Consider the following 22,625-nt stretch of genomic DNA (forward strand, 5'->3'; position numbering starts at 1 on the left):
TGAAGGATTATGGTTGTTGGGGTTGAAATTATTAAATAAGCCACCATAGTGGTAATTTCAATAGACTACGATAAAAAAGGTAAATAGTGCAATCATTACATGGTACAACAATATTACTCGTTCGGCGTAATGACAAGGTTGTTATTGGTGGAGATGGGCAGGTGACTTTGGGGAATGCTATTGTTCTCAAGGGGAATGCTCGTAAGGTCCGTAAATTGTATGATGGCCAAGTATTAGTTGGATTTGCAGGGGCTACAGCCGATGCATTTACGTTAATAGAACGGTTTGAAAATAAATTAAAAGAGTGTAACGGTCGGCTTGATCGCGCGTCAGTAGAATTGGCTAAGGATTGGCGTTCTGATCGCGTTTTAAGGCGTTTAGAAGCCATGTTAGCCGTTGCTGATAAAGAGAAGTCGTTTATGCTGAGCGGGAATGGTGATGTCATTGAACCCGAGCATGATTTAATTGCGATAGGTTCCGGCGGAGCTTATGCACAATCGGCTGCATTAGCGTTATTTCAAAATACTAAATTAAGTGCCCGTAGCATTGTTGAAAAAAGTTTAATGATTGCCGCAGACATTTGTGTTTTTACAAATCACCAACGGTCGATTGAAGAAATTGATTCAATAAATCTTAAAAAATAATTTACCAATAAATAAACGTGTTGACCCATGAAAACTAACTCATCCAATTTAATCGATACACCAACGAATGAAACTGATTCGATTTCAGAGCCTACTATGATAGATGCTAATTTTTCAGAAGACAAAAGTGAAGCCAATAATCCTAATCCTGTTGAATTATCGAAGGACATTAATTATTTGAGTAAAATTGATTTGACACCGAAGCAAATCGTACAAGAACTTGATCGTTTTATTATTGGTCAAAATGAAGCGAAAAGGGCGATTGCCATTGCTTTGCGTAATCGTAAACGTCGTATGTTGCTTGAACCTGAGTTAAGAGATGAGGTAACACCTAAAAACATACTCATGATTGGACCTTCAGGCGTAGGGAAAACTGAAATTGGTCGACGGGCTGCAAAAATAACGGGATGTCCTTTTTTAAAAATAGAGGCTACAAAATTTACTGAAGTGGGTTATATCGGGCGCGATGTCGATTCTATTCCTCGAGATTTAGTGGATTCAGCCTTTAAACTTTTGCGTGAAGAAGAAATTACTCGTTTGCAACCTCAAGTTTTAGAGGCTGCTGAAAGTAAAATTTTAGATTGTTTTGTTCCCCCTTCCCGTGCGACCAAAAATGAAGCAGTTGATGAACTTAAAAGCAAAGAAAAATCGATAGCAAGGAATGTTTTTCGTAAAAAATTGCAGGCAGGACAATTAGATGATAAGCAAATAGAAATAGAGTTGGCTGCCCTCCCTGCAGGAGTCGAGATCATGGGCCCTCCCGGTATGGAAGATATGACGAGCCAGCTGCAAAACATGCTGCAAAATATTGGCGCGTCCCGCACGCGCTCGCGCCGTATGAAAGTAAAAGATGCATTAATGGTGATTCAAAAAGAAGAAGCCAGCAAATTACTGGACGAAGAAGATTTGAAACGCAAGGCAATCGAATGGGTAGAGCAATACGGTATCGTGTTTATCGATGAAATCGATAAGGTCTGCCGTCGGGGAGAAACCAGTGGCGCTGATGTTTCTCGTGAAGGCGTGCAGCGGGATTTATTACCTTTAATTGAAGGTTGCACCGTTTCTACAAAATATGGGATGGTCCGAACCGATCATATTTTATTTATCGCGGCGGGTGCTTTTCATTTGTCGAAACCATCCGATTTAGTTCCAGAGCTGCAAGGCCGTTTACCCATACGCGTCGAATTAAAAGCATTAACAGCAAAAGATTTTGAACGTATTTTAATTGAGCCACAGGCCTCTTTAATTGTACAGTATCAAGCGTTATTAAATACGGAAGGACTTCTGCTTAACTTCGATAAGCATGCTATTCAGCGTATCGCTGAAATTGCGTTTGATCTGAATGAAAGAACCGAAAATATAGGCGCCCGCCGATTATATACGGTGATGGAGCGTTTATTGGAGGAAATCTCTTTCGAGGCCACAGATTACACAGATAAAAACCTAACGATTAATGTTAATTATGTGGATAAACATTTAACTTCTTTAGCGCAAGATCACGATACAAGCCATTTTATTTTGTAGAAGCTTCATGATTTCTATGCCTTGTGAGATAAAACTTTTACAAAAAACGCGAATAGTCGAGATTTTGTTTGATAACGGAAAAAAATTTTGTTTGCCCTGTGAGTATTTAAGAGTTTTTTCTCCTTCCGCTGACGCTAAAAAGGATCGATGTGAGAGTCAATTAGTCAGCGGAAAAAAAAATGTGAATATTATTACTATAGAGCCGGTGGGTCACTATGCTATCCGGTTTATTTTTGATGATAATCACCAATCGGGGATTTATACGTGGGAAACACTCTATGAATTATCCGAACATTACGATGAATATTGGAATGATTATTTGAAACGCGTGTCATTAGCGGGCGCGCGTCGAGAATAGAGATTTGTTTTTTTATAGTTTATCCAAAACAATTTATTGACTCAAAATAGTTACTTTGGCAAATCGTCGTTTACCCACTTGATAAACATGAGTCGTATCTGTTTTTATAGATAACTTTTTATCGTCAATTTTTATTGAATCAATTTTAACGGCACCCGCATCAATGAAACGGAATGCTTCTGAAGTACTGCTGACTAAACCGGCTCGTTTTAGTAAATGAGCAATCGGTAAATTTTCGCCGGATATGCTTATGCATAGTGTTTTAATTTCGGAAGGAATAGCCCCCTCTCTAAACTGATGTTGAAATTCCTTTAAGGCTTTTTCTGCTTCTGATGGAGTATGAAAACGTTCAATGATCTCTAAAGCAAGTTCAATTTTAAAATCTCGTGGATTTGCTTTTCCTTCCAGCGCATCTTGCTGCATCTTTTTAATATCATTAAGGGTTTTTTTGAATGAGAGTAACTCAAAATAACGCCACATTAATTCATCCGAAATCGACATTATTTTTCCAAACATCGTATTGGCAGATTCATCAATCGCAATATAATTATTGAGCGATTTAGACATTTTCTGTACGCCATCTAAACCTTCTAACACAGGCAGCGTTAAAATTATTTGAGGTGTTTGTTTAAAATGTTTTTGAAATTCTCGGCCTAAAAGTAAATTAAACTTTTGATCATTTCCACCACATTCAAGATCAGTTTTTAATACAACAGAGTCATACGCTTGAAGCAGAGGATATAGAAATTCATGGATTGCAATAGACCGATGTTGATGATAGCGTTGGTGAAAATCATCTCTTTCCAACATTCTTGCCACTGTGTAAGAGGATGCGAGTTTAATCAAGTCAGTGACCGATAACTTTCCGAGCCAGGTTGAATTAAATCGTAGGTTGGTTTTTTTAGGATCGAGTATTTTGTCAAATTGTTGTTGGTAAGTTTTAGTATTGGCGACAACTTTATCGACGCTCAAAGGTGGGCGAGTAACGTTTTTCCCTGAAGGATCACCGATGAGCGCGGTAAAATCACCGATAATAATATCTATTTCGTGGCCTAAGTCTTGTAATTGACGAAGTTTGTTGATTAATACGGTATGACCTAAATGAAGATCAGGTGCTGTTGGATCAAAACCCGCCTTTATACGTAAAGGCCTATTTTCTTTTAATTTAGACTTTAATTCATCGATAACGAGTAGTTCAGTACTTCCTCGTTGAAAAATTTCGAGTGTCGATTCGTTCATATTATTTACTCGCTACCGCTAATGCCAATGCGTATAATTTGTTTTTTTTCTCATAGGTTATTTTAGCAGCAAGTGAGATGGCTTGTTTAGTGGGTAACTCATTGAGTAAAATACCTAAAATCCGCTTCACGTCTATTTTATGTGGGTTTAAATGTTCCCTCCCTTCGACGAGAACAACAAATTCTCCTTTTTGTTGATTTTTGTCGGAGTTTAGCCAAAGTTTCAAATTTTTTAAAGGATCGCCATGAATTGTTTCAAATGCTTTCGTTAATTCTCTGGCTAATACAACGTAACGTTCAGGTCCAAAAACGGCGAGCATATCATCAATTAATGCGAGAATACGATGCGGCGCTTCATAAAAAATGAGCGTTCGTGTTTCGTACAAAAACGTTTGTAATTTTTTTAATCGAGCACTCCTTTTCCCGGGTAAAAATCCTTCAAATATAAAACGGTCGCACGCTAAACCTGAAGCACATAGAGCCGTTATTAAAGCACAGGGACCAGGAATTGGAATCACTGAAATTCCATGTTGACGTGCTAAATGAACTAAACGATAACCTGGATCGCTAATCAAAGGGGTTCCTGCATCACTTATCAAGCCAATCGATCGGTTTTTTTTTAATGCATCTAAAAGTAAATGAGTAGAGATCGTTTCATTATGTTCATGTAAAGAAACCAAGGGTGTAGTAATACCAAAAGTCTTTAGTAATTTTTGACTATGACGCGTGTCTTCAACGGCAATTGTGTCAACTTTTTTTAAAACGTTGATGGCTCGTGGACTAAAATCCTCGAGGTTACCGAGGGGCGTCGCAACGACATAAAGACCTTGAGTTTTTGACATAAAACTTTTCGCATTAATGCATGAGATGGGTATAATGACACAGCGATTTGTTCTGTGCAAAATTCAGAGGTTAGACTCAAATGTCCAAAAAAGTGAAACAACAAAAATTAGGGTTGTGGATGCTAACTGCGCTTGTTACAGGGAATATGATAGGATCAGGAATTTTCTTATTACCGGCGTCTTTGGCGGCTTATGGAAGTATTAGTTTGCTTTCTTGGGTGGTTACTGCAGTGGGCGCTTTGTTACTCGCATTGGTCTTTGCAAAGCTATCGAATGTGATGCCACTTATAGGCGGGCCTTATGCTTATTGTCGAGAAGCATTTGGTGAATTTGTTGGGTTTCAAATGGCCTATAATTACTGGATTGCGCTTTGGGTAGGCAATGCAGCAATAGTGGTTGCTTTAATCGGGTATTTAAGTTTTTTTTGGCCGAAGTTGGCTCACGACACACGATGGACTTGCTTAGTGAGTATCAGCGTGGTTTGGTTAGTCACCTTTATTAACATTTTAGGTGTCCGACAAGCCGGTATTTTCCAGTTATTAACAACTGTTTTAAAATTGATCCCGTTGCTACTGATTGCTTTAGTCGGTATTTTTTACATTCATCCTCACTTTTTAAGTGCATTCAATTTATCAGGCCAGTCTAATTTAAAAGCATTTAGTGGTGCTGCCACGTTAACTTTATGGTCTTTTATTGGTTTAGAGTCGGCTTCGGTTCCTGCCGGACATGTCAATAATCCGCACCGTACTATCCCCAAAGCGACTATTTTGGGCGTTGTTATCACCACAGTAGTTTATTTACTGAGCAGTACTGCAGCAATGGGTGTAATGCCATTAACCGTGCTTGCGCATTCTAATGCCCCTTATGCAGATGCCGCACGAATAATGTTTGGACCCATCGGGAGCATTTTAGTTGCCATTGGCGCGGTCATTTCGTGTTTGGGTGCTTTAAATGGCTGGGTTCTACTTCAAGGCCAAATTCCATTAGCGGCAGCCCAAGATAAGCTTTTTCCTGCTGTTTTTCTAAAAAAATCAAAAAGTGGCACGCCTATCGTCGGTTTAATTGTTTCTAGTATTTTAATTAGCTTATTATTATTAATGACGCTTAATCATAGTTTGGTTAAACAATTTACACTTATTATTTTACTTGCAACATTAGCCTCGCTGATTCCCTATTTTTTAACTACCATGTCTGAGTTAGTTATTTTTTATAAATATCCTGGGCTTTTTAAAAAGGATAGAAAATTATTGCGTTCGGTGATTATTGCAATTTTAGCCGGAATTTATTCCTTTTGGGTTATTATAGGTTCCGGTAAAGAAATTGTGTTTTATGGAACTTTATTGTTATTGAGTAGTGTACCGGTGTATGTATGGATGAAATGGCGTTCTTCTTCGAATGGAAATGTTATAAACGTAAATGAGCAATCTTTACCTTTACCCTGAGGCATCGTTTGTACCAGTTATTTTTTTTATTATTTATTTTATTCAACGGGTTTTGTTCTCCAGCCTTTGCTGAGTTTAATGATTCCCCTTTATTTAATTTAACGCAGAAGCAATTCATTGCGGATAAGACGCATAGTGATTTACTAAGAAGAAAACTGCAAAGTTTGCGTAATGAGCAAAAGAATGCATCACCTACGGTTAGCAAGCAATCTCTTGAACGTCTTGATTTAATGATTGAAATGGCAAAAGCGGATTTAGAAAGCATTAATTTAAGTTTGAAAACAATACAACAGTCTGTCGATTTAATTCAAGATTCCATTCGAAATACACCCGAGCAATGGGAAATTCCAATTTCCTCAGGTTCTTCCCAAAAACGTGAACATCAACAAACCGTGTTACAACAAACTTTACAGGAAAAAAGAAATTTATCTGCTTTACAACAAAAAAGGATTAAGGTGTTGCTAGGTGCGCGTGAAACGCTTCAGCAAACCATTAATTTTTCTGAAAAATGGCAACAAAATTTGCAGAGAAATTATCAATTACAACAACAGGCCAATCGGCAAGCCTCGCTTGATGTACTTGCCGTAAAATTACAACACGATCAACAAAAATGGATGCAACGATTAAATCAATGGCGTGAAGAATTAAAAAAAGCCGAAGTAACCGGGTTTATCAATAATTATTCCTATCACAAAACAGAGTTTAAATTATTTGAAGCCGAAGAAAAAAATAATTTATTAGAAACTGAATTAAATGCATTAAAACTATCGAATAGATTACAAGATTTAGCGGCTGTATTTAATCAAAAATTATCATTGACTACGCTCAGTAATTTGCAGCATCAGATTGAAACATTAAGTGACCAAATCAGCGCGTCAATTGATTTAGTTCATAATAAAACGAAATTTCTTAAAAATTATTTGATGATCATGAATAAAAATTTACCAAAGGACGGCGTTCATGATGAAAGTAAGCAGGTAGAAATAGGGCCATTAAAAGAAATTATACACGGGTACCAAAGTTTGTTTGTTAAAATGCAAGAATTGGCTAAAGGCGTGAATGCCCAACAAGCCTTCATCACAAAACAATTAAAACTTCAACTGGCTAATAGACAAACATTACCGGGTTGGAATTTAAATGCGTGGGTTGGTTTAGGTCAAACTATTTTTCAAATTCCTACATTAACACTTGATAAATTAGCGGGGCTTTATGAACCTGTTTTCAATAAACTTGAGTTAGTATCGAATTGGCAATGGCTTATTGTTTTGTTGAGTATATTGATATGGTTTGCTATTTGGTTAAAGTTAAGACGATTTTTAGCGGTTGATAGAGTACGCTTGCAACAACGGAGTCGGGGATTTTTTTCTGCACAAACCGTGATAGTGGTATTGCAATTGATGCAACGCCATTTATCGGGAATTATGTTATTGGTCGGTTTAATAGGATTATTATTTTTATTAAATATACCCATAAAATTATTTTCTTTAATTATTAGTATGAGTGTTGTCTGTCTACTATTTAGTATTGTTATTCAACTTGCCCATATTTTATTACTTGAAAATACCACGGATGAGAGTGGTCACGATGTTAGGCTTTATTATCGTTTACGAACGACACTATTGATTGGCGGTATAGTGACGCTTGCTGCAATTTTAGTGAATCAATTGCCAGTCAATTATGAAATTCAAGATTTGTTTGGTCGTTTATTTATGTTGTTTTTGCTCATTGTTGCTTTAGTTTTAATGAAAAGCTGGGAAGTTGTCCCCACATTACTGGAGCCTTATATAGAAAATAAACACGCTTATTTAAAACGAGTTATTCGCTGGTTGAGTTTTTTAATTCCCTTTAGCTTACTCACTAATGCGTTAATAGGGCTTGTGGGTTATGTCGAACTCGCGTGGGCTATTGCACATTACCAAGGTTTGTTCTTGGTTGCGTTAACGGCGTATTTACTGCTTCGAGGACTTTTAGATGAGTTAATTCGTTGGGTCTCTGAATTATGTATTCGCCATTTTAGGAATGGTTGGTTATGGAGTCAAGCGTTATTAAAACCTTTTCATCAAATTTTAAAATTAATATTATTAATTTTGTCAATAATGGGTTTATTTGAACTTTACGGTTGGGGAGATAGGGTTCCGTTACTGAATACGAGTCTTGTAAAATTACTTTCTAAGAAGTTATTCGTTATCTCAAGTACGGCAACGGTGACAGGGGTAACCGTTTTGCAATTAGCAGTATTAATAGTCGTTTTAATTTGGGTTGCTCACTGGTCACGCGAATTTGCTTATCGTTGGTTGTTTGCACATACTAAAGATTTGGGGCTACGTAATAGTTTAGCTATTTTCACGCATTATACACTGATCGCGATTGGAATTACGATTGGACTAAATATTTTAGGTTTAAATTGGGGAAATATATCAGTTATTTTAGGACTTTTTTCATTAGGTGTGGGATTAGGCCTGCGTGATCTCTTTAACAATTTTTTTACAGGGATTTTTTTATTATTAGAAAGACCTGTAAAGGTTGGGGATTGGGTTACTGTGGGTAATTATGATGGGCAAGTTTCACATATTGGCGCGCGATCCATTACAGTAACGACGGATGATCGCCAAGAATTATTAGTTCCGAATGCCGATATTTTTAGTAAAAATTTCATTAATTGGACGCATCGAGATAGCGTAGTACGCGGTGCTTTAGTTACTATCAAAACAAATCGCAAGGATAACCCGCAACGAATTAAAGATATTATTTTAGAAGTATTAGCCACAATACCAAAAATTTTAACCAATCCAAAACCTGAAGTTTATTTCAAAGAAATTGATAAAGTTTTATTAGAATTTAAAGTCGAATATTATGTCGATTTGAATCATATTAGTTCGCGATCGAGTGTTCGGTCACAATTTTTATTTAGTTTATGGGAACGCTTTGTTGATGAGGGCATTTTGCCGCCAGAAGCTCCTCACGATGTCCATCTTGAAGGTAAGTTGGAATTAAATTCTGATCCACCCGTTTAAACGTTATTTATGGAAAAAAAAATTAAAATGATTTTCACAGGAGGTGGTTCATCAGGGCACGTAACGCCCAATTTACCATTAATAGTGGCTTTGAAAAATAAGGGCGCAGCTATTTTCTATGTGGGCTCTCAAAAAGGAATAGAGCGTGCGCTGATTAAACCTTTGAAAATCCCCTATTATGGAATTACAGTCGGTAAATTGCATCGGTATTGGACATGGAAAAATTTATTAACCCCTTTTCAATTATTCATGGGAATCGTACAAAGTTTTCTTATTTTTCGAAAAATCAAGCCGGATATTTTATTTTCGAAAGGAGGGTTTGTTGCTTTACCAGTTGTTATCGCGGCTCAATTAAATGGAATTCCGATAGTCATTCATGAATCTGATTTGACACCGGGCTTAGCCAATCGACTTAGCTTTCCTTTCGCTCAATTGATTTGTATTACCTTTCCTGAAACGGCTAACTATTTTAAAAATAAGCATAAAATAGTATTGACCGGCATGCCCATTCGAGATTTTCTGAAACACGGAAATTGCGAAAAAGGTTTAAAACTGTGTGGATTTTGTAATCGACAAAAACCTGTTTTGTTAGTAATGGCAGGAGGTTTAGGCTCAATTCATATCAACCAATCGATTCGACGTTTAGTAAAACCCTTACTAAAAAAATTTTATGTGATACATATTTGCGGTAAAAATAAATTGGATCCTGAATTTAATGGAATGAAGGGATATAAACAGTTTGAGTATCTAGAAGATAAGTTTCCGAACGTTTTAGCGTGTGCAGATTTAGTGGTTAGCCGTGCAGGCGCGACGTCTATTTATGAATTATTAACGTTAAATAAGCCTCATATTTTGTTACCGTTATCAAAAAAAGCAAGTCGCGGTGATCAAATAGACAATGCAAATTATTTTTCTCGTTTAGGTCTCAGTCAGGTTATTTATTTTGAGGAATTTTCAGATGAAAAATTACTTAAAATTATCGTTGAAAGTTTTGAAAATTTAGATAAGTTAAAACATAAATTAAGTGAATATAAACCGCTTAATGGCACACAAAATATTATAGAAACGTTAATTTCGTTTTCACATCATTCCTAGAATATTTTAGTTTGTCTATGTGTAGAGCGTATGCTTTTTTCTTTTTTAATTTTTTTCTAATTTATAAAATATATCGATACCGTTAGCAAAATCACTGCGGGTAACTTGTAGCGAGAAATTTTTATTTAAAAGATAATTTATTTCTAAAATACTGATGGGATCTAATAAACCAAGACTGTAAGACACATTCAGCCTAGGAGAGAGTTTTTTTCCCACGATTATCGACGTATTTTGTTCTAAGCGATTAGTGCGCGGATCAAAAATAGGTTTCACACCAATGGTTAATTGATCTAACCCTATTTTTTTTTGAAATTTATTAATAAGGCCGCTTAAATTATTTTTTTCATGACCTAAATGAGTCGCAGCATTTAATAGTAATTGTGTACTTGCAGCGCTGATTTCATTACTGGCTTGACCTGTGATCAAATAAGAAAGCATATCCAGGGATGATTTGATTCTATTAGAAGGATTTGCAAATAAAGTAATCTGAGGATTTTGTAATCTCCCTCTTATATGTAAGCCTATATCTACGGGAACAGGTCTTGATTGATAGGAAAATTCGGATTGAATAAAATGATTAGAACCTAGTTTAGATTTAATCTCATTGGCGTTGTTAGAAGTGGAGGCAGGTAAAATAAAAATATTTCGGTGCGCAGTAATATGAACCAGAGGGTTATTAATGGGCATATTCACGAAATTTAATGTAGAATTTTCCGCTAATTTTAAACGTTGACCATAATAACTGTATTCTCCAGGAAAAAGTTGAAGTTGCCCTGTTGCGAATAAAGGATGATCAGATTCTTGTTTTAGAGACAATGAACCTTTCAATTGAGCGCGAAGGCCTTGATAATAAAGGTGAATATCATTGCCCATTTTTATTTTGAGATTACTTTTTAAGTTAAACGGTAAAGTTAACGTTTTTTTCTTATCTGAAAATTGTACATCGCTTGATAATTCGATGAGATTATAATTTTGTGGATTAATTTTAATTTTAGCTTTAGGAAATAGAATAAAACCTTCTGTTTCAACTTGGTTAATCGTTGCATTGATCGTTAATTGGGGGGAAGCGATTATCTGATAATTTGGATTGTGAACGAGGGTGACATTTTCCCCCTTTATTTTTATTAATGTTGATAAATGAGGTTTTAATAAATCAGTTTTACTAGTAAATGTGATGAATCCTTTACCGGAATAAATTTGACCGATACCCTGCAAACGATGTTTATCGGTGTGTAATTGGTAGTTTATATTTTTTAAATGAAGGCCTAAGCTTGGGATAGAGATACTGGCTTGTTGTAAATGAAGCGTGAAAGTAACCGCAGGTTTCTGCAATAAACCCGAAATTTTTAATTGAGCATTAAAAAAGCCGTGACTGCGTTTAAACTCAGGAAACAATCTCGTTAGAAAATTTAAATTTTTAAGGGTTAAATCAATCGTTGCATTGATTTTCTGTTTGAATTTTAACGGGGAGCCGACTTGATAATGAGGTAAAAGTAAGTAAGCAATGAATTGGTTTTTATTGGTTTCGAACGTTTGGATTGACGTTTCTAATCCATTTCTTGAAACAAAACTATTCATGTGTGTCTGCGGAACGATTATCGAAGTCAGCTGTTGGTCTTTACATCTTTTATTCAGTTTAAATTGAGAGAGAGTGCCTTGCAATGAAAAAGGTAAAAAAGATCCGGTTAATTTTAATTTTACTGGAAAAATTTTTAATCGTTTATTATTAAAATCAGAAGCAGTGAAGTCAAAAAACCATTTTTTATCTTTAGTATTTATAGTTAAAGTACTTTGAATTTGTTTGAGTTGCCAATCGTTCCATTGTAGATTTGTTTTTTCAAGCCCTATATTAAATTTGGGATATTGAAAAATTCCACGAATAGTCCCTTGTAAAGTGATGTTATTTTTTAGGTGGGGGAAAAAGCGAGCTAATTCGTTAACCGTTAATAGCCAATGAATATGCCATTGTTGGTGAATAGAACCGTACAGTTTGAGATTTAAATTTTCAGTTTTTATATTTATTTGATGAATGACAGCAGAACTAATTTTTAAATAATGAAAAATTTCTGGAATGTGGATGTTTTTTCTTTGGTCCGTTTTTGATTTTTTTTGAATAGTATGAATAGTATTCGTTTTTTGTTTTATAAAAAGGTTTAATTGATCAATAAAGATCGAATTAAAAGTTAGTTTTCCTGCTAAAAAACTTCGCCAATTTAAATCAAACTCTGCCTCAGAGATATAAAAATTAATTTTATTATTTTTATAATTAAGTTTCTTTAAATAAATGGGACCCAATAATCGTCCATGAAGTGTATTTATTTTTAGTTGCCCTGGCAGAAATTGTTTTCCAATCAATAGCGCTGCTTCTAAACCTTTTTCTGTGTTTAGAAATAAATAGCCACTGATTAAAAAAATACCTATTAATAAACTACTCAGCCATTTAAGCCAAATTATTTTTTTATTTTTCATAAGAAATCAAAACCCATCGTGAATTGAAACCGTATGGGATGTGAAGGAATATCTAAGGCTTTGCCTGCGGTCAGTTCTAAAGGCCCTAATGGAGATGCCCACACCAAGCCAATACCCGCTCCTTTTTGCAAATGAATCGGAAAATCATTGACAGCATTTCCAGCGTCAAAGAAAAGAGCACCATAAAAATTACGGATCAGTCGATGTTGATATTCAATGCTTCCAACCAATAAATAACGACCGGGACCGAGAGATTGATAAGCATAACCCCGAATGTTTTGGCTTCCTCCTGCGTAAAAAAGCAAAGAGGGAGGAAAATTGGAAAGATTAGAAGTGAGGGTATACCCTATGTCTCCTCGAAACAATAATCGGTTATTATCATTCCAACTGAATATGTATTTACCTTGTAATTCAGTTTGTAAAAAACTAACGGTTGATAACACAGGTTGAGCGGCACCTTGTAGCCTAAAATTGAATCGATAGCCTTGTAAGGAGAAAAGAGGATTATCCGATTTACTGTACGATAGGTTTATACCTGGAGTGAGTAAACGTGCGTTTTTTGTTGGCTGGTTGAGATAGTTGAATCGTTCCACTTGATAATTTAAAAATAAGTTGCGTTGCCAGCCATTCCATTCACATGTACTCGTGGTGCCTATTTGTTGCGTCGTGCGAGTTACTTGAGCTAGTTTTTTTCTAACGATGGCAAAATTAATAGTATAATTATCCGTATTCGGATGTTTTCCAGGAAAAGTGTACGTTGTTTGGAAACCGTTTTGTATTTTAGATAATTGGCTAAAAATACTTAAACGATGCCCCGCTTTGTTGAGATAACGGGATTCCCAACCTAACGTTCCGCGAACACCAACGTCTGTTCCGTAACCTATCCCTGCGGTATATTGTTGAGAGGGACGTGGTGTTAATATTAAAGAAATAGGCTGATGTTGATTGAAACTATTTATAGGAGAATCAAGAATAGATACATTCTGAAAGTACCCACTTTTGTTTAAATTTTCTTGTAATTTTAATAATTGTACCGAAGAATAAGGATCACCCACCTTAAAGGGAATATAACGTTCTAATAAGCGATTAGAAAGTATAGATTGTTTGAAGGTAATAGGACCAAAATAATAACGCGGTCCTGTATTTAATGTTAAGCTAATTTGAGCGGTATAGGCGTTCCGATTAATTAAAATAATGTGTTTAGAAAAATAAGCAGATAGATAACCATCCGCAACAACCTGAGCAAGTAAATTTTCTTTTGCATCCTCGTAGGCTTTACTACAAAAACGTTCGCCTTGATGCAAAGGAAAATCATTCATTAAATTTTTGATCTGGGGATCATCGGGGGTATTTACAATGGAAAGTTCGAGCGTTGTGATTTTTAAAGGAGGGCCTGCGGAAATTTGATACCTTACTTCCCAATTTTCACCTATTTTTTGGACGGTGCGATGAATAGACGGTTTAAAATAACCATAAATTTCTAAAGTTTTTTTGATGTCACGAATTCCATGGTTAGACCAGAATTGGATATCTTCGGTGGAAGGTTCTTTTAAAGTCTGTAAGCTATGGTTCAGCCGCTGTTGAACAGGGCTCATAAGCGCTTGCGGTAACCCTTGTATGCGGTAGGTTATATGAAGACATTGCGTAGTATACCCAGAAGAGACGAAAAAAAGGTTTAGCCACGTCATAGCGGCTATAATCGATTTTATTTTTCTTATCATATTAGGTTAATTAAATACCTAATAAGTGCGTGTAAGTAAAGAGAATAAGCCAAATAATGGCTTAAAAAGTATTATTTAAAAAATTTTTTATTTTTATAAAATAAATTCAGGAGAATCACGTAGTTAAAAGGCTTACAAAATTAATTTTCTCTATTTTAGGAATAGAAATTATTGAACAGGTTCTTTAATGACGTTTTCGCTTTAAATGAAACACGTTATCGACCTCAACACGTCAATGTTGAAGTCAATAGATTATCTTATTAGTAAAGTTTTCAGACCGATTGAATCTCAGTAAGCTTTTTTATCTGGACTTCTATTAAAATCTAATATTAGTATATAAGCGAAATCGAATTAATCTTCACTTGTATAAGGCATTGACTATGTTGAAGCGGCAGTTACTTTTTTTAACGTTAGTGATTTTAATGACAGGACTCTTGGGTTCTGTCGTTAAAGCGGATCCAGTAATTCCTATTACAGCGCCTACCATGGCTCAGCCCACATTTACACCGATTGCTCCCAACGTAAATGCGAAAGCTTACTTATTAATGGATGCTTATAGCGGTAAAATTTTAGCAAGTAAAAATATTGACGAACATCTTGCGCCAGCAAGTTTAACAAAAATGATGACTTCTTACGTGGTTTCTATGGCTTTGCAGCAAGGCCGTATACATCTTACTGATTTAGTTCCCATCAGTGAAGCGGCGTGGAAAACGGGGGGCTCTAAAATGTTTGTTAAGGTAGGTGACAAAGTCAGTGTACAAGACTTGATGCAAGGAATGATCGTTGATTCGGGAAATGATGCCTGTGTGGCAATGGCAGAATATATCGCCGGGAGTCAGGAATCGTTTGTTAATTTGATGAATCAGCAAGCTGCACGATTGGGGATGAAAAATACACATTTTGTGGATGTGGATGGATTACCGGATCCTAATCATTATACGACCGCACGGGATATGTCGATTTTAGCCCGTGCTTTAATTCTTGATTTTCCAGAAGATTATAAATGGTATTCGCAAAAATGGTTTTCTTATAATGGGATTAAACAACCTAATCGTAATCGTTTATTATGGCGGAACCCTGATGTTGATGGAATTAAAACGGGGCATACCAATGAAGCAGGTTTCTGCTTAGCCGCTTCGGGTCAAAAAAATGGGTTACGTTTAATTACAATTGTTATGGGCGCTCCTTCCGATGAGGTAAGAGCTCAAGATAGTCAAAAATTATTAACCTATGGATTTCGTTTTTTTGAATCTCGTAAACTCTATAATGCCGGTGAAAATTTAGCGACGACGAAAGTTTGGTTTGGTGAACGTTCTAAAATTGAAGCGGGATTCGCCACCGATCTGTATGTGACACTTCCACTGGGATTCACTAAAAAACCGATGATGACGATGGTTTTTAGGCCTCATTTAAAAGCACCCCTTAAGAAAGGAGAAATTATTGGTCACGCAAACTTACTTGTCAATGATAAATTGATTGCTTCTGCGCCACTGATTGCGTTAGAAAATTTATCCAAGGGTGGTGTGTGGCGAAATTTAGTTGATCGCACGAGTTTGTTATTGAATAAGATTTAAGTGAGCGATAAATTAAAAATTAATTTTTAAAATGAGGTGCTTTTTGATAAAGCAATCGGTTTTTATGTGCATTGAGTATGAATCCTCATGTTCAAAGTAGTGGTGAATAATTTATATAGGTTCTTAAGAGCCTCGCTAACCGCGATTTTATATCTTATTAGCCTTATCGTTTGGTTTATTCCATTAATGAGTGTCGGTTTATTGCGTTTTATTTTTCCGTTTACGAAATGGCGACAATGGACAAAAAAATTAATGGAACATCTACATCGCGTTTGGCTACGCAGTAATTATTTTCTTTTAAAATACTTAATCCCTATGAAATGGGAAGTGACAGGGCTCGATCAATTAATTTTAAAAGAATGGTATTTACTTATTTCTAACCATCAGTCCTGGGCGGATATACTTATTTTGCAATCTATTTTTAGTAATAAAATCCCACCGTTAAAGTTTTTTCTTAAAAGAGAATTACTGTGGACTTTGCCGATAGCCAGTTGGGCATGTTGGTTATTAGATTTTCCATTTATGCATCGATATAGTAAAACCAAATTGGCTCAATATCCTGAATTAAAAAATAAGGATATTGAAACCGCGAAAAAAGCGAGTGCTCAATTTAAGAAAATTCCGACAACTGTTGCGAATTTTGTTGAAGGCACACGTTTTTCAAAGGAAAAACATGATTTACAAAAATCACCTTATCATTATTTATTACGACCCAAGGCAGCAGGTATTGCCTCTAGTCTTGCTATTTTAGGTGATTTTTTTCATAAAATTCTGAATGTAACGATTATTTACCCTCCGGGTAAAGTCAGTTTATTCGATTTTTTATCAGGGAGTATAAAAAAAATAATTATTGATGTGGAAACAATAACGATTACGAAAGAGTGGCGAGGTGATTATAAAAATGATCGTTATTATCGGATAAGTTTTCAAAAAAAATTAAACGAATTATGGAGAAAGAAAGATCAGCTTATCAAACTTAAATTGCAAAATTTTTAAAAACCGAGGTCAGCGGTGAGCAAAAAAAAATTTTTACGTATTGCCACTCGAAAAAGTCCTTTAGCCTATTGGCAAGCAACAAGCATTAAAAATCAATTAGAAAAAATTTTTCCGTTTTTGAAAATTACGTTACTTCCATTTGTTACAGAAGGAGACAGACCCTCTCATTCTTTAAATCAATGGGGCGGTAAAGGTCTTTTTGTTAAAGAATTAGAAGCTGCTTTACTTCATGGTCAAGCAGACATAGCGGTTCATTCTTTAAAAGATCTTCCTATGACGTTAGAAAAAGGGTTGGTATTAGGCGCTATTTGCAAACGTTGCGATCCTCGTGATGTGCTTATTTCAAGATCGGATCGATTATTCACGCAATTGCCGCCCGGATCTTATGTAGGTACCTCAAGTTTACGTCGTCAGTCACAACTGCTAGCGTTACGTCCAGATTTAAAGATCGGTGTATTAAGGGGAAATATTGGAACGCGTTTAAATAAATTGGCTGCAGGTGAATTTGATGCAATCATTTTAGCAGCGGCAGGTCTTATTCGTTTAAAAAAAACAGAGTGTATTAGTGAATATTTTGAAATAGATCATTTTCTTCCAGCACCCGGTCAAGGCGCATTAGGAATTGAATGTCATGAAAATGATGAGGAAAGTTTAACGTATATTTCTGCGTTGATTCATCCAATCACGCATTCCTGTGTATTAGCGGAGCGTGCGTTAAGTCGGGAATTGGGAGGCGGTTGTCAAGTGCCTTTGGCAGCTTATGCGGCTTCTTTAGGTCAAGACTTCATTCGCCTACAGGCTTTCGTTGGAAGTTCCGATGGCACGACACAAATTAAAGTAGAGAAACAAGGGCCGAGAGTGGAAGCGGAAAAAATTGGATTTTTAGCGGCTCAGGATTTACGTGCGCTTGGCGTTGAAGAAATTTTAAATAAATTTAAAAGAATTAAATAAGTTGAAAAATAGACATTCCTATTTAACCAATAACGTTTTATGGGGATATTCACACAGATCGCAGATGATACAGATAGGACATTTGGGTTTGCGCGCCAAACAAATATAACGTCCGTGGAGCACGAGCCAATGGTGTGCATTTTTTAAGTATTTTTGAGGAACGACTTGTAATAACTTTTTTTCAACGGCAAGTGGTGTTTTTCCAGTGGCCAGACTCGTTCTATTACACACTCTGAAAATATGCGTATCGACTGCAACGGTGGGCTGATGAAAAATAGTATTCAGGATGACATTAGCGGTTTTACGTCCAACGCCCGGTAAACTCTCTAACGCTTCACGATGATGAGGAACGTGCCCTTGATAATTGGCCAGCAAAATTTTACAGGTTTTTAATATATTTTTTGCTTTGGTATTATATAAGCCGATTGTTTTTATATATTTTTTTAAACCAGATAAACCTAACGCAACTATTTTTTTTGGTGAATTCGCTTTGCTAAACAAGGATTGGGTTGCATTATTCACGGATTTATCCGTCGCTTGAGCAGAAAGAATGACTGCAATTAATAACTCAAAAGGTGACGTATAATTTAACTCCGTGGTTGGGTGAGGGTTATGCGTCTGAAACCGCTGAAAAATAGTATCCCGTTTTTTTTGATTCATATTTCTATTGCTGAAGAACAAGTATTTTTAGTTGTAAAACAGGTAGGTTAGTAATTTACACGTGATATTTTTTGTGTTAATTATTTTTCTTTTTAAAATCCATTCTCGATTGAACCATGACACCGAGAAAACGGTGAGGCTTATCTAATAGCAATGTTTTAAAATCGGTATTTAAAGGTTTAAGAATGGTATGCCCTCCATCAATTAAAATTTGTTTAAAATGAGGTAATTCATGTCCCTCTATATGAACGATAGCAAAATCAAGGCTATTTGGTTTTAGATCAGGGTCAATCAGGAGTAAAGTCCCTTCTGGAAAACGAGGCTCCATGGTCGTGTCTCTTGCAGAAACAGCGTAGGCATATTGACTCATAGGGACATCGGTCGAAATGCTGGGTAGAGGTGTTGATTTTTCGGAGAGATCCGGCCAATAAAGTACTTGTTTCCAGGTGAGCAAGGGGATTTGACGCCATCCTTGAACACCCGGGTTAAAAGTACCTGGAATACGATCCGCAGGTAAAGGTTCATCGCCAATGAGCTGGCTAATGGAAATTGCAAAGAAATTAGCGATTGGACTTAACGTGGCAACTTTAGGATTATCTGTTTCTCCTGAACAAATTCGATGGACTACGGGCTGGCCTATCCCGGTGCGTCGTGCAAGCTCTGATTCATTAATTCCTAATTCAGCCATTAATTCTTTAAGAATTCTACTCATCCTACTAGTCGTTTTCATATCGTGTTCACTTATTGGTTAGCGGTAATTTTACCTGTCCATGCTGATAAATTCCAACGCAGATAATAAATGAAGAGTTTATTTTACCCTTCTTCAATAACGCAGGGCGGGTATTCTAACATGACACAGGATTTATATGCTAAATAATGAGAAGTTGTCTTTGGCAGCGTTTTTAGGACAGCTTAAAAAGGGTTTTTTATGACATCGTTATAGGTCAATGTTTTTTACATGAAGTAGGATAGAAGAACAACTCGGTTAAACGTCTAAGAATAAAAGAAGCGCATTCAAACGTAAAAAGAGAGAGTAATGCGAGGCTCATAGTGCTGTCGTAAGCATTTTACTTACCTTTTTGATTGGCCGAGAATTATTATCGAATATTATTTGATTTAATTAAGATAAAGTAGAAATATTTCTTGTCAGTTGCAGATATAATGCATAGAATAACGAGTTCATTTTATAAGAGGTAAAAAGGCTTTATGCTGGCTAAAAGTGAAATATTGGCTAAATATCAACGCTTTCCGGGTGATACGGGATCCCCAGAAGTTCAAATTGCGTTATTATCGGGAGAAATCGAGCAGCTCAATGCTCATTTTCAAATGCACAAGAAGGATAATCATTCGCGCCAAGGCCTATTAAAGAAAGTTGATTTGCGTCGAAAATTACTGAAGTATTTTAAAAGCGTGAATTTACAGGGGTATTTAACATTGATTAAGCAGCTTGGCTTACGTGGTTAGAACGTTCCTCTTAGGGCTTTTCTTTTTCGCAATTGTTGAAAAGCATTTTATTTTATATCATGGGCGCTAACTTTCGCCCATTTGTTTTTTTTGAGGGATTGTAAGCGTGTCAACTTTAAGTCATTCTATTTTTAGTAAATCGATAAAGAAAGTCGTTCAGTTTGGTTCGGAAGAAATTATTTTAGAAACAGGAAAAATTGCCCGTCAGGCAACAGCATCTGTGCTTGTAAGCGTGGGAGGCGTGACTGTTTTAGTCACTGTCGTTGGAAATAAACGACAAACGGATGAAAATCGAGATTTTTTTCCATTAACCGTTCAATATCAAGAGCGTACTTATGCTGCTGGGCGAATTCCTGGGGGCTATTTTAAACGAGAAGGCCGGCCTTCCGAAAAGGAAATATTAACGTCGCGCTTAATTGATAGGCCTATTCGTCCTTTATTTCCTGAAGGTTTTTATAATGAAGTACAAGTTGTTGCGACGGTTTTATCTTCGACCCCAGATATTAATCCAGATATACCTGCTTTAATTGGCGCTTCTGCCGCCTTAGCTTTATCTGGCCTTCCTTTTAAGGAACCCATCGCTGCAGTAAGAGTCGGTTACGCTGACGGGCAGTATATTTTAAATCCCAGTATGAAAGAACTCGAAACGTCTGATTTGGATTTAGTGGTGGCGGCTACAGAAAAAGCGGTATTAATGGTCGAATCCCAAGCGGCTGAGCTTAGCGAAGAAATTATGTTGAAGGCTATTTTGTTCGGTCATCAACAAATGCAAGGGGTCATTCAGTCGATAAAAGAGCTTGCCATAGAAGCCAGTAAACCGGCTTGGGATATCAAAACGTTAGTCTCTATGGATGCGCATGTTGAACAAGCGATAATCCAATCTATTGACACTTCATTAACTGAAGCTTATCAAATCCCAGAAAAGTTTATGCGTAAATTTAAGCTCGATGAAATACGAGAAAACACAATGGCACAATGGTTAGATGAAGAAAAAGGGATTACAGCAAAAGCGATTCAATTCGTATTAGAAAAACGAGAAGAAAAAATAGTACGTAGTCGCATTTTATCCGGCCAATCACGTATTGATGGGCGTGATAAAAAAGCAGTTCGTCCGATTACTATTGAGCCTGGGTTTTTACCGCGTACGCATGGTTCAGCCTTGTTTACAAGAGGTGAGACACAAGCGCTTGTGGTGACAACATTGGGTACCGATAGAGATGCGCAAACGGTAGAGGCATTAGACGGTGAAGGACGAGAAACCTTTATGTTGCACTATAATTTCCCTCCTTATAGCGTCGGCGAAACGGGTCAAATAGGCAGCCCGAAACGACGTGAAATTGGGCATGGAAATTTAGCAAAACGCGCCTTACGTGCGGTATTGCCGAGTGAATCTGATTTTCCTTATGTATTACGGGTCGTTTCTGAAATCACCGAATCAAACGGTTCCAGTTCGATGGCAACCGTTTGTGGGGCAAGTGTTGCCTTAATGGATGCTGGAGTTCCTTTAAAAAAACACGTTGCTGGGATTGCAATGGGCCTCATAAAAGAAGGTGAACAGTTTGCAGTATTAACGGATATTTTAGGTGATGAAGACCATTTGGGCGATATGGATTTTAAAGTAGCAGGCACCGTTGATGGTGTGACGGCGTTGCAAATGGATATCAAAATTGAAGGCATTACCGAAGAAATTTTGAAAGTTGCTTTAAATCAGGCAAGAGAGGGTCGTCTCCATATCTTAAGTATAATGAAAGAAGCGTTAGCCGAACCACGTATAGAGGTCTCTCCTTATGCGCCTCGCATAACAACGTTAAAAATAAATCCGGAAAAAATACGTGATTTAATTGGAAAAGGAGGCGCAACAATTCGGGCGATTACGGAAGAAACAGGGACTTTAATTGATATTAGTGATGATGGTATGGTTAGGATTTCGACATCTGATTCACAGGCTTGCCAAAATGCAATAGAGCGCATTAGGAAGGTAACAGCAGAAGTGGAAGTGGGTTGTATTTATGAAGGTGCAATTGTTAAACTGACAGACTTTGGTGCTTTTGTCAACGTATTACCTGGCCGTGATGGTTTAGTACATATTTCACAAATCTCTAAAGAGCGTGTTGAACAAGTGAGTGATGTATTAAGTGAAGGTCAAATTGTGAAAGTTAAAGTCCTTGAAATAGATAGACAAGGTCGGATTCGTTTAACGATGAAAGATATTGAAGTAGAAATGGAAAATGAAGTGCATTCGTGATGAATCAAAAGCGTGTTTTATCAAGTTTTATTAATTTAGTGAATAAAATTAAGCCGGATATCCATGAATTAACCGTCTTTGATTTGAATAAAAAAATTAATAATCAACATTCTTTTTATTTAATTGACGTACGTGAAACGCATGAATTTCAACAGGGATTTATTGCTCCTGCACGTTCACTGAGTAAGGGAATCATTGAGCGCGATATTGAGAAAATCATTCCTGATTTTGAAGCGGAAATTGTCGTTTATTGTGGAGGAGGCTCTCGATCGTGCTTGGCGGCCTATAATTTACAAAAAATGGGATATTGTCATGTATCGTCGTTAGTCGGTGGTTTTCGAGCCTGGTTAAAGGCCGGTTATCCAATAACTAAAAAGAAAGAATAAAT

Annotated in this window: 18 protein-coding genes; 12 read left to right on the forward strand and 6 right to left on the reverse strand. The window is 36.5% G+C overall.

The features are described 5' to 3' along the window. The first annotated feature begins 86 nt into the window (after positions 1–86). From hslV to RICGR_RS00370, 3 genes are all read left to right on the forward strand, one after another. The gene (gene hslV, locus RICGR_RS00360; RefSeq protein WP_006035209.1) at positions 87–644 is read left to right on the forward strand and encodes an ATP-dependent protease subunit HslV; all 558 of its coding nucleotides are present in this window, start codon (positions 87–89) and stop codon (positions 642–644) included. A 186-nt stretch (positions 645–830) separates the two neighbouring features. After that, entirely contained in the window at positions 831–2,168 is a 1,338-nt protein-coding gene (hslU, locus tag RICGR_RS00365) for an ATP-dependent protease ATPase subunit HslU (protein WP_040615290.1), read from the forward strand. A gap of 16 nt (positions 2,169–2,184) precedes the next feature. After that, positions 2,185–2,526, forward strand: a complete 342-nt coding sequence (locus RICGR_RS00370) for a gamma-butyrobetaine hydroxylase family protein (protein ID WP_040615292.1) — start codon at positions 2,185–2,187, stop codon at positions 2,524–2,526. Between the two features lie 33 nt (positions 2,527–2,559). Here the strand turns inward: RICGR_RS00370 and tyrS are convergent, their stop codons facing one another. Together tyrS and rsmI are read right to left on the reverse strand one after the other, a co-directional pair. Next, complete coding sequence (gene tyrS / locus RICGR_RS00375) at positions 2,560–3,765, reverse strand: tyrosine--tRNA ligase (protein ID WP_006034726.1); 1,206 nt, start codon at positions 3,763–3,765, stop codon at positions 2,560–2,562. Position 3,766: 1 nt separating this feature from the next. Beyond that, positions 3,767–4,606, reverse strand: coding sequence for a 16S rRNA (cytidine(1402)-2'-O)-methyltransferase (rsmI, locus tag RICGR_RS00380; RefSeq protein ID WP_006035572.1), 840 nt, complete (start codon positions 4,604–4,606; stop codon positions 3,767–3,769). An 80-nt stretch (positions 4,607–4,686) separates the two neighbouring features. Between rsmI and RICGR_RS00385 the strand changes: the two genes are divergently transcribed. The 3 genes from RICGR_RS00385 to RICGR_RS00395 are packed head-to-tail and all read left to right on the forward strand — an operon-like array spanning position 4,687 to position 10,157. Next, on the forward strand, positions 4,687–6,048 hold the full coding sequence (locus RICGR_RS00385; RefSeq protein ID WP_006034965.1) for an amino acid permease: 1,362 nt from the start codon (positions 4,687–4,689) through the stop codon (positions 6,046–6,048). 8 nt (positions 6,049–6,056) lie between these two features. After that, a complete protein-coding gene (locus RICGR_RS00390) occupies positions 6,057–9,062 on the forward strand; it encodes a mechanosensitive ion channel domain-containing protein (RefSeq protein WP_040615045.1) in 3,006 nt (1,001 codons plus the stop codon). Positions 9,063–9,071: 9 nt separating this feature from the next. Beyond that, a complete protein-coding gene (locus tag RICGR_RS00395) occupies positions 9,072–10,157 on the forward strand; it encodes an undecaprenyldiphospho-muramoylpentapeptide beta-N-acetylglucosaminyltransferase (RefSeq protein ID WP_006035493.1) in 1,086 nt (361 codons plus the stop codon). Between the two features lie 45 nt (positions 10,158–10,202). Here RICGR_RS00395 and RICGR_RS00400 read toward each other — a convergent pair whose 3' ends face one another. Both RICGR_RS00400 and RICGR_RS00405 read right to left on the reverse strand, forming a co-directional pair. Further along, a complete protein-coding gene (locus tag RICGR_RS00400; RefSeq protein ID WP_006035478.1) occupies positions 10,203–12,626 on the reverse strand; it encodes a translocation/assembly module TamB domain-containing protein in 2,424 nt (807 codons plus the stop codon). After that, positions 12,623–14,347 carry an autotransporter assembly complex protein TamA gene (locus RICGR_RS00405; RefSeq protein ID WP_006034724.1) on the reverse strand — a complete coding sequence of 575 codons (1,725 nt, stop codon included), beginning with the start codon at positions 14,345–14,347 and terminating at the stop codon, positions 12,623–12,625. Before RICGR_RS00405 ends, RICGR_RS00400 begins: the two co-directional genes overlap by 4 nt. Before the next feature lie 380 nt (positions 14,348–14,727). On the opposite strand from RICGR_RS00405, the gene RICGR_RS00410 reads away from it, so the two are divergent. From RICGR_RS00410 to hemC, 3 genes are all read left to right on the forward strand, one after another. Further along, complete coding sequence (locus RICGR_RS00410; protein ID WP_006035678.1) at positions 14,728–15,921, forward strand: D-alanyl-D-alanine carboxypeptidase family protein; 1,194 nt, start codon at positions 14,728–14,730, stop codon at positions 15,919–15,921. An 87-nt stretch (positions 15,922–16,008) separates the two neighbouring features. After that, positions 16,009–16,917, forward strand: coding sequence for an acyltransferase (locus RICGR_RS00415; protein ID WP_006035817.1), 909 nt, complete (start codon positions 16,009–16,011; stop codon positions 16,915–16,917). A 15-nt stretch (positions 16,918–16,932) separates the two neighbouring features. Then, on the forward strand, positions 16,933–17,868 hold the full coding sequence (gene hemC / locus RICGR_RS00420; RefSeq protein WP_006035958.1) for a hydroxymethylbilane synthase: 936 nt from the start codon (positions 16,933–16,935) through the stop codon (positions 17,866–17,868). 18 nt (positions 17,869–17,886) lie between these two features. Here hemC and nth read toward each other — a convergent pair whose 3' ends face one another. After that, positions 17,887–18,528: an endonuclease III gene (gene nth / locus RICGR_RS00425; RefSeq protein WP_006035237.1), complete on the reverse strand. Its 642-nt coding sequence runs from the start codon at positions 18,526–18,528 to the stop codon at positions 17,887–17,889. A gap of 76 nt (positions 18,529–18,604) precedes the next feature. Beyond that, positions 18,605–19,240, reverse strand: a complete 636-nt coding sequence (locus RICGR_RS00430; protein WP_006035773.1) for a helix-turn-helix domain-containing protein — start codon at positions 19,238–19,240, stop codon at positions 18,605–18,607. A 494-nt stretch (positions 19,241–19,734) separates the two neighbouring features. Here RICGR_RS00430 and rpsO point away from each other — a divergent pair, with 494 nt between their 5' ends. From rpsO to RICGR_RS00445, 3 genes are all read left to right on the forward strand, one after another. Continuing rightward, positions 19,735–19,992, forward strand: coding sequence for a 30S ribosomal protein S15 (rpsO, locus tag RICGR_RS00435; protein WP_006034835.1), 258 nt, complete (start codon positions 19,735–19,737; stop codon positions 19,990–19,992). A gap of 106 nt (positions 19,993–20,098) precedes the next feature. Continuing rightward, a complete protein-coding gene (gene pnp, locus RICGR_RS00440; protein WP_006035402.1) occupies positions 20,099–22,237 on the forward strand; it encodes a polyribonucleotide nucleotidyltransferase in 2,139 nt (712 codons plus the stop codon). Then, complete coding sequence (locus RICGR_RS00445) at positions 22,237–22,623, forward strand: rhodanese-like domain-containing protein (RefSeq protein WP_006034953.1); 387 nt, start codon at positions 22,237–22,239, stop codon at positions 22,621–22,623. Before pnp ends, RICGR_RS00445 begins: the two co-directional genes overlap by 1 nt. The last annotated feature ends 2 nt before the right edge of the window (positions 22,624–22,625 follow it).

The sequence above is a fragment of the Rickettsiella grylli genome (assembly GCF_000168295.1).
Lineage (GTDB): Bacteria > Pseudomonadota > Gammaproteobacteria > Diplorickettsiales > Diplorickettsiaceae > Aquirickettsiella > Aquirickettsiella grylli.

Bases quoted from the DNA above. Each gene is read 5' to 3' on its own strand.
- RICGR_RS00370 (WP_040615292.1), top strand. From the start codon at position 2,185: ATGCCTTGTGAGATAAAACTTTTACAAAAAACGCGAATAGTCGAGATT.
- tyrS (WP_006034726.1), bottom strand. From the start codon at position 3,765: ATGAACGAATCGACACTCGAAATTTTTCAACGAGGAAGTACTGAACTA.
- rsmI (WP_006035572.1), bottom strand. From the start codon at position 4,606: ATGTCAAAAACTCAAGGTCTTTATGTCGTTGCGACGCCCCTCGGTAAC.
- RICGR_RS00385 (WP_006034965.1), top strand. From the start codon at position 4,687: ATGTCCAAAAAAGTGAAACAACAAAAATTAGGGTTGTGGATGCTAACT.
- RICGR_RS00395 (WP_006035493.1), top strand. From the start codon at position 9,072: ATGGAAAAAAAAATTAAAATGATTTTCACAGGAGGTGGTTCATCAGGG.
- RICGR_RS00400 (WP_006035478.1), bottom strand. From the start codon at position 12,626: ATGAAAAATAAAAAAATAATTTGGCTTAAATGGCTGAGTAGTTTATTA.
- RICGR_RS00405 (WP_006034724.1), bottom strand. From the start codon at position 14,347: ATGATAAGAAAAATAAAATCGATTATAGCCGCTATGACGTGGCTAAAC.
- RICGR_RS00410 (WP_006035678.1), top strand. From the start codon at position 14,728: ATGTTGAAGCGGCAGTTACTTTTTTTAACGTTAGTGATTTTAATGACA.
- RICGR_RS00415 (WP_006035817.1), top strand. From the start codon at position 16,009: ATGTTCAAAGTAGTGGTGAATAATTTATATAGGTTCTTAAGAGCCTCG.
- nth (WP_006035237.1), bottom strand. From the start codon at position 18,528: ATGAATCAAAAAAAACGGGATACTATTTTTCAGCGGTTTCAGACGCAT.
- RICGR_RS00430 (WP_006035773.1), bottom strand. From the start codon at position 19,240: ATGAGTAGAATTCTTAAAGAATTAATGGCTGAATTAGGAATTAATGAA.
- rpsO (WP_006034835.1), top strand. From the start codon at position 19,735: ATGCTGGCTAAAAGTGAAATATTGGCTAAATATCAACGCTTTCCGGGT.
- RICGR_RS00445 (WP_006034953.1), top strand. From the start codon at position 22,237: ATGAATCAAAAGCGTGTTTTATCAAGTTTTATTAATTTAGTGAATAAA.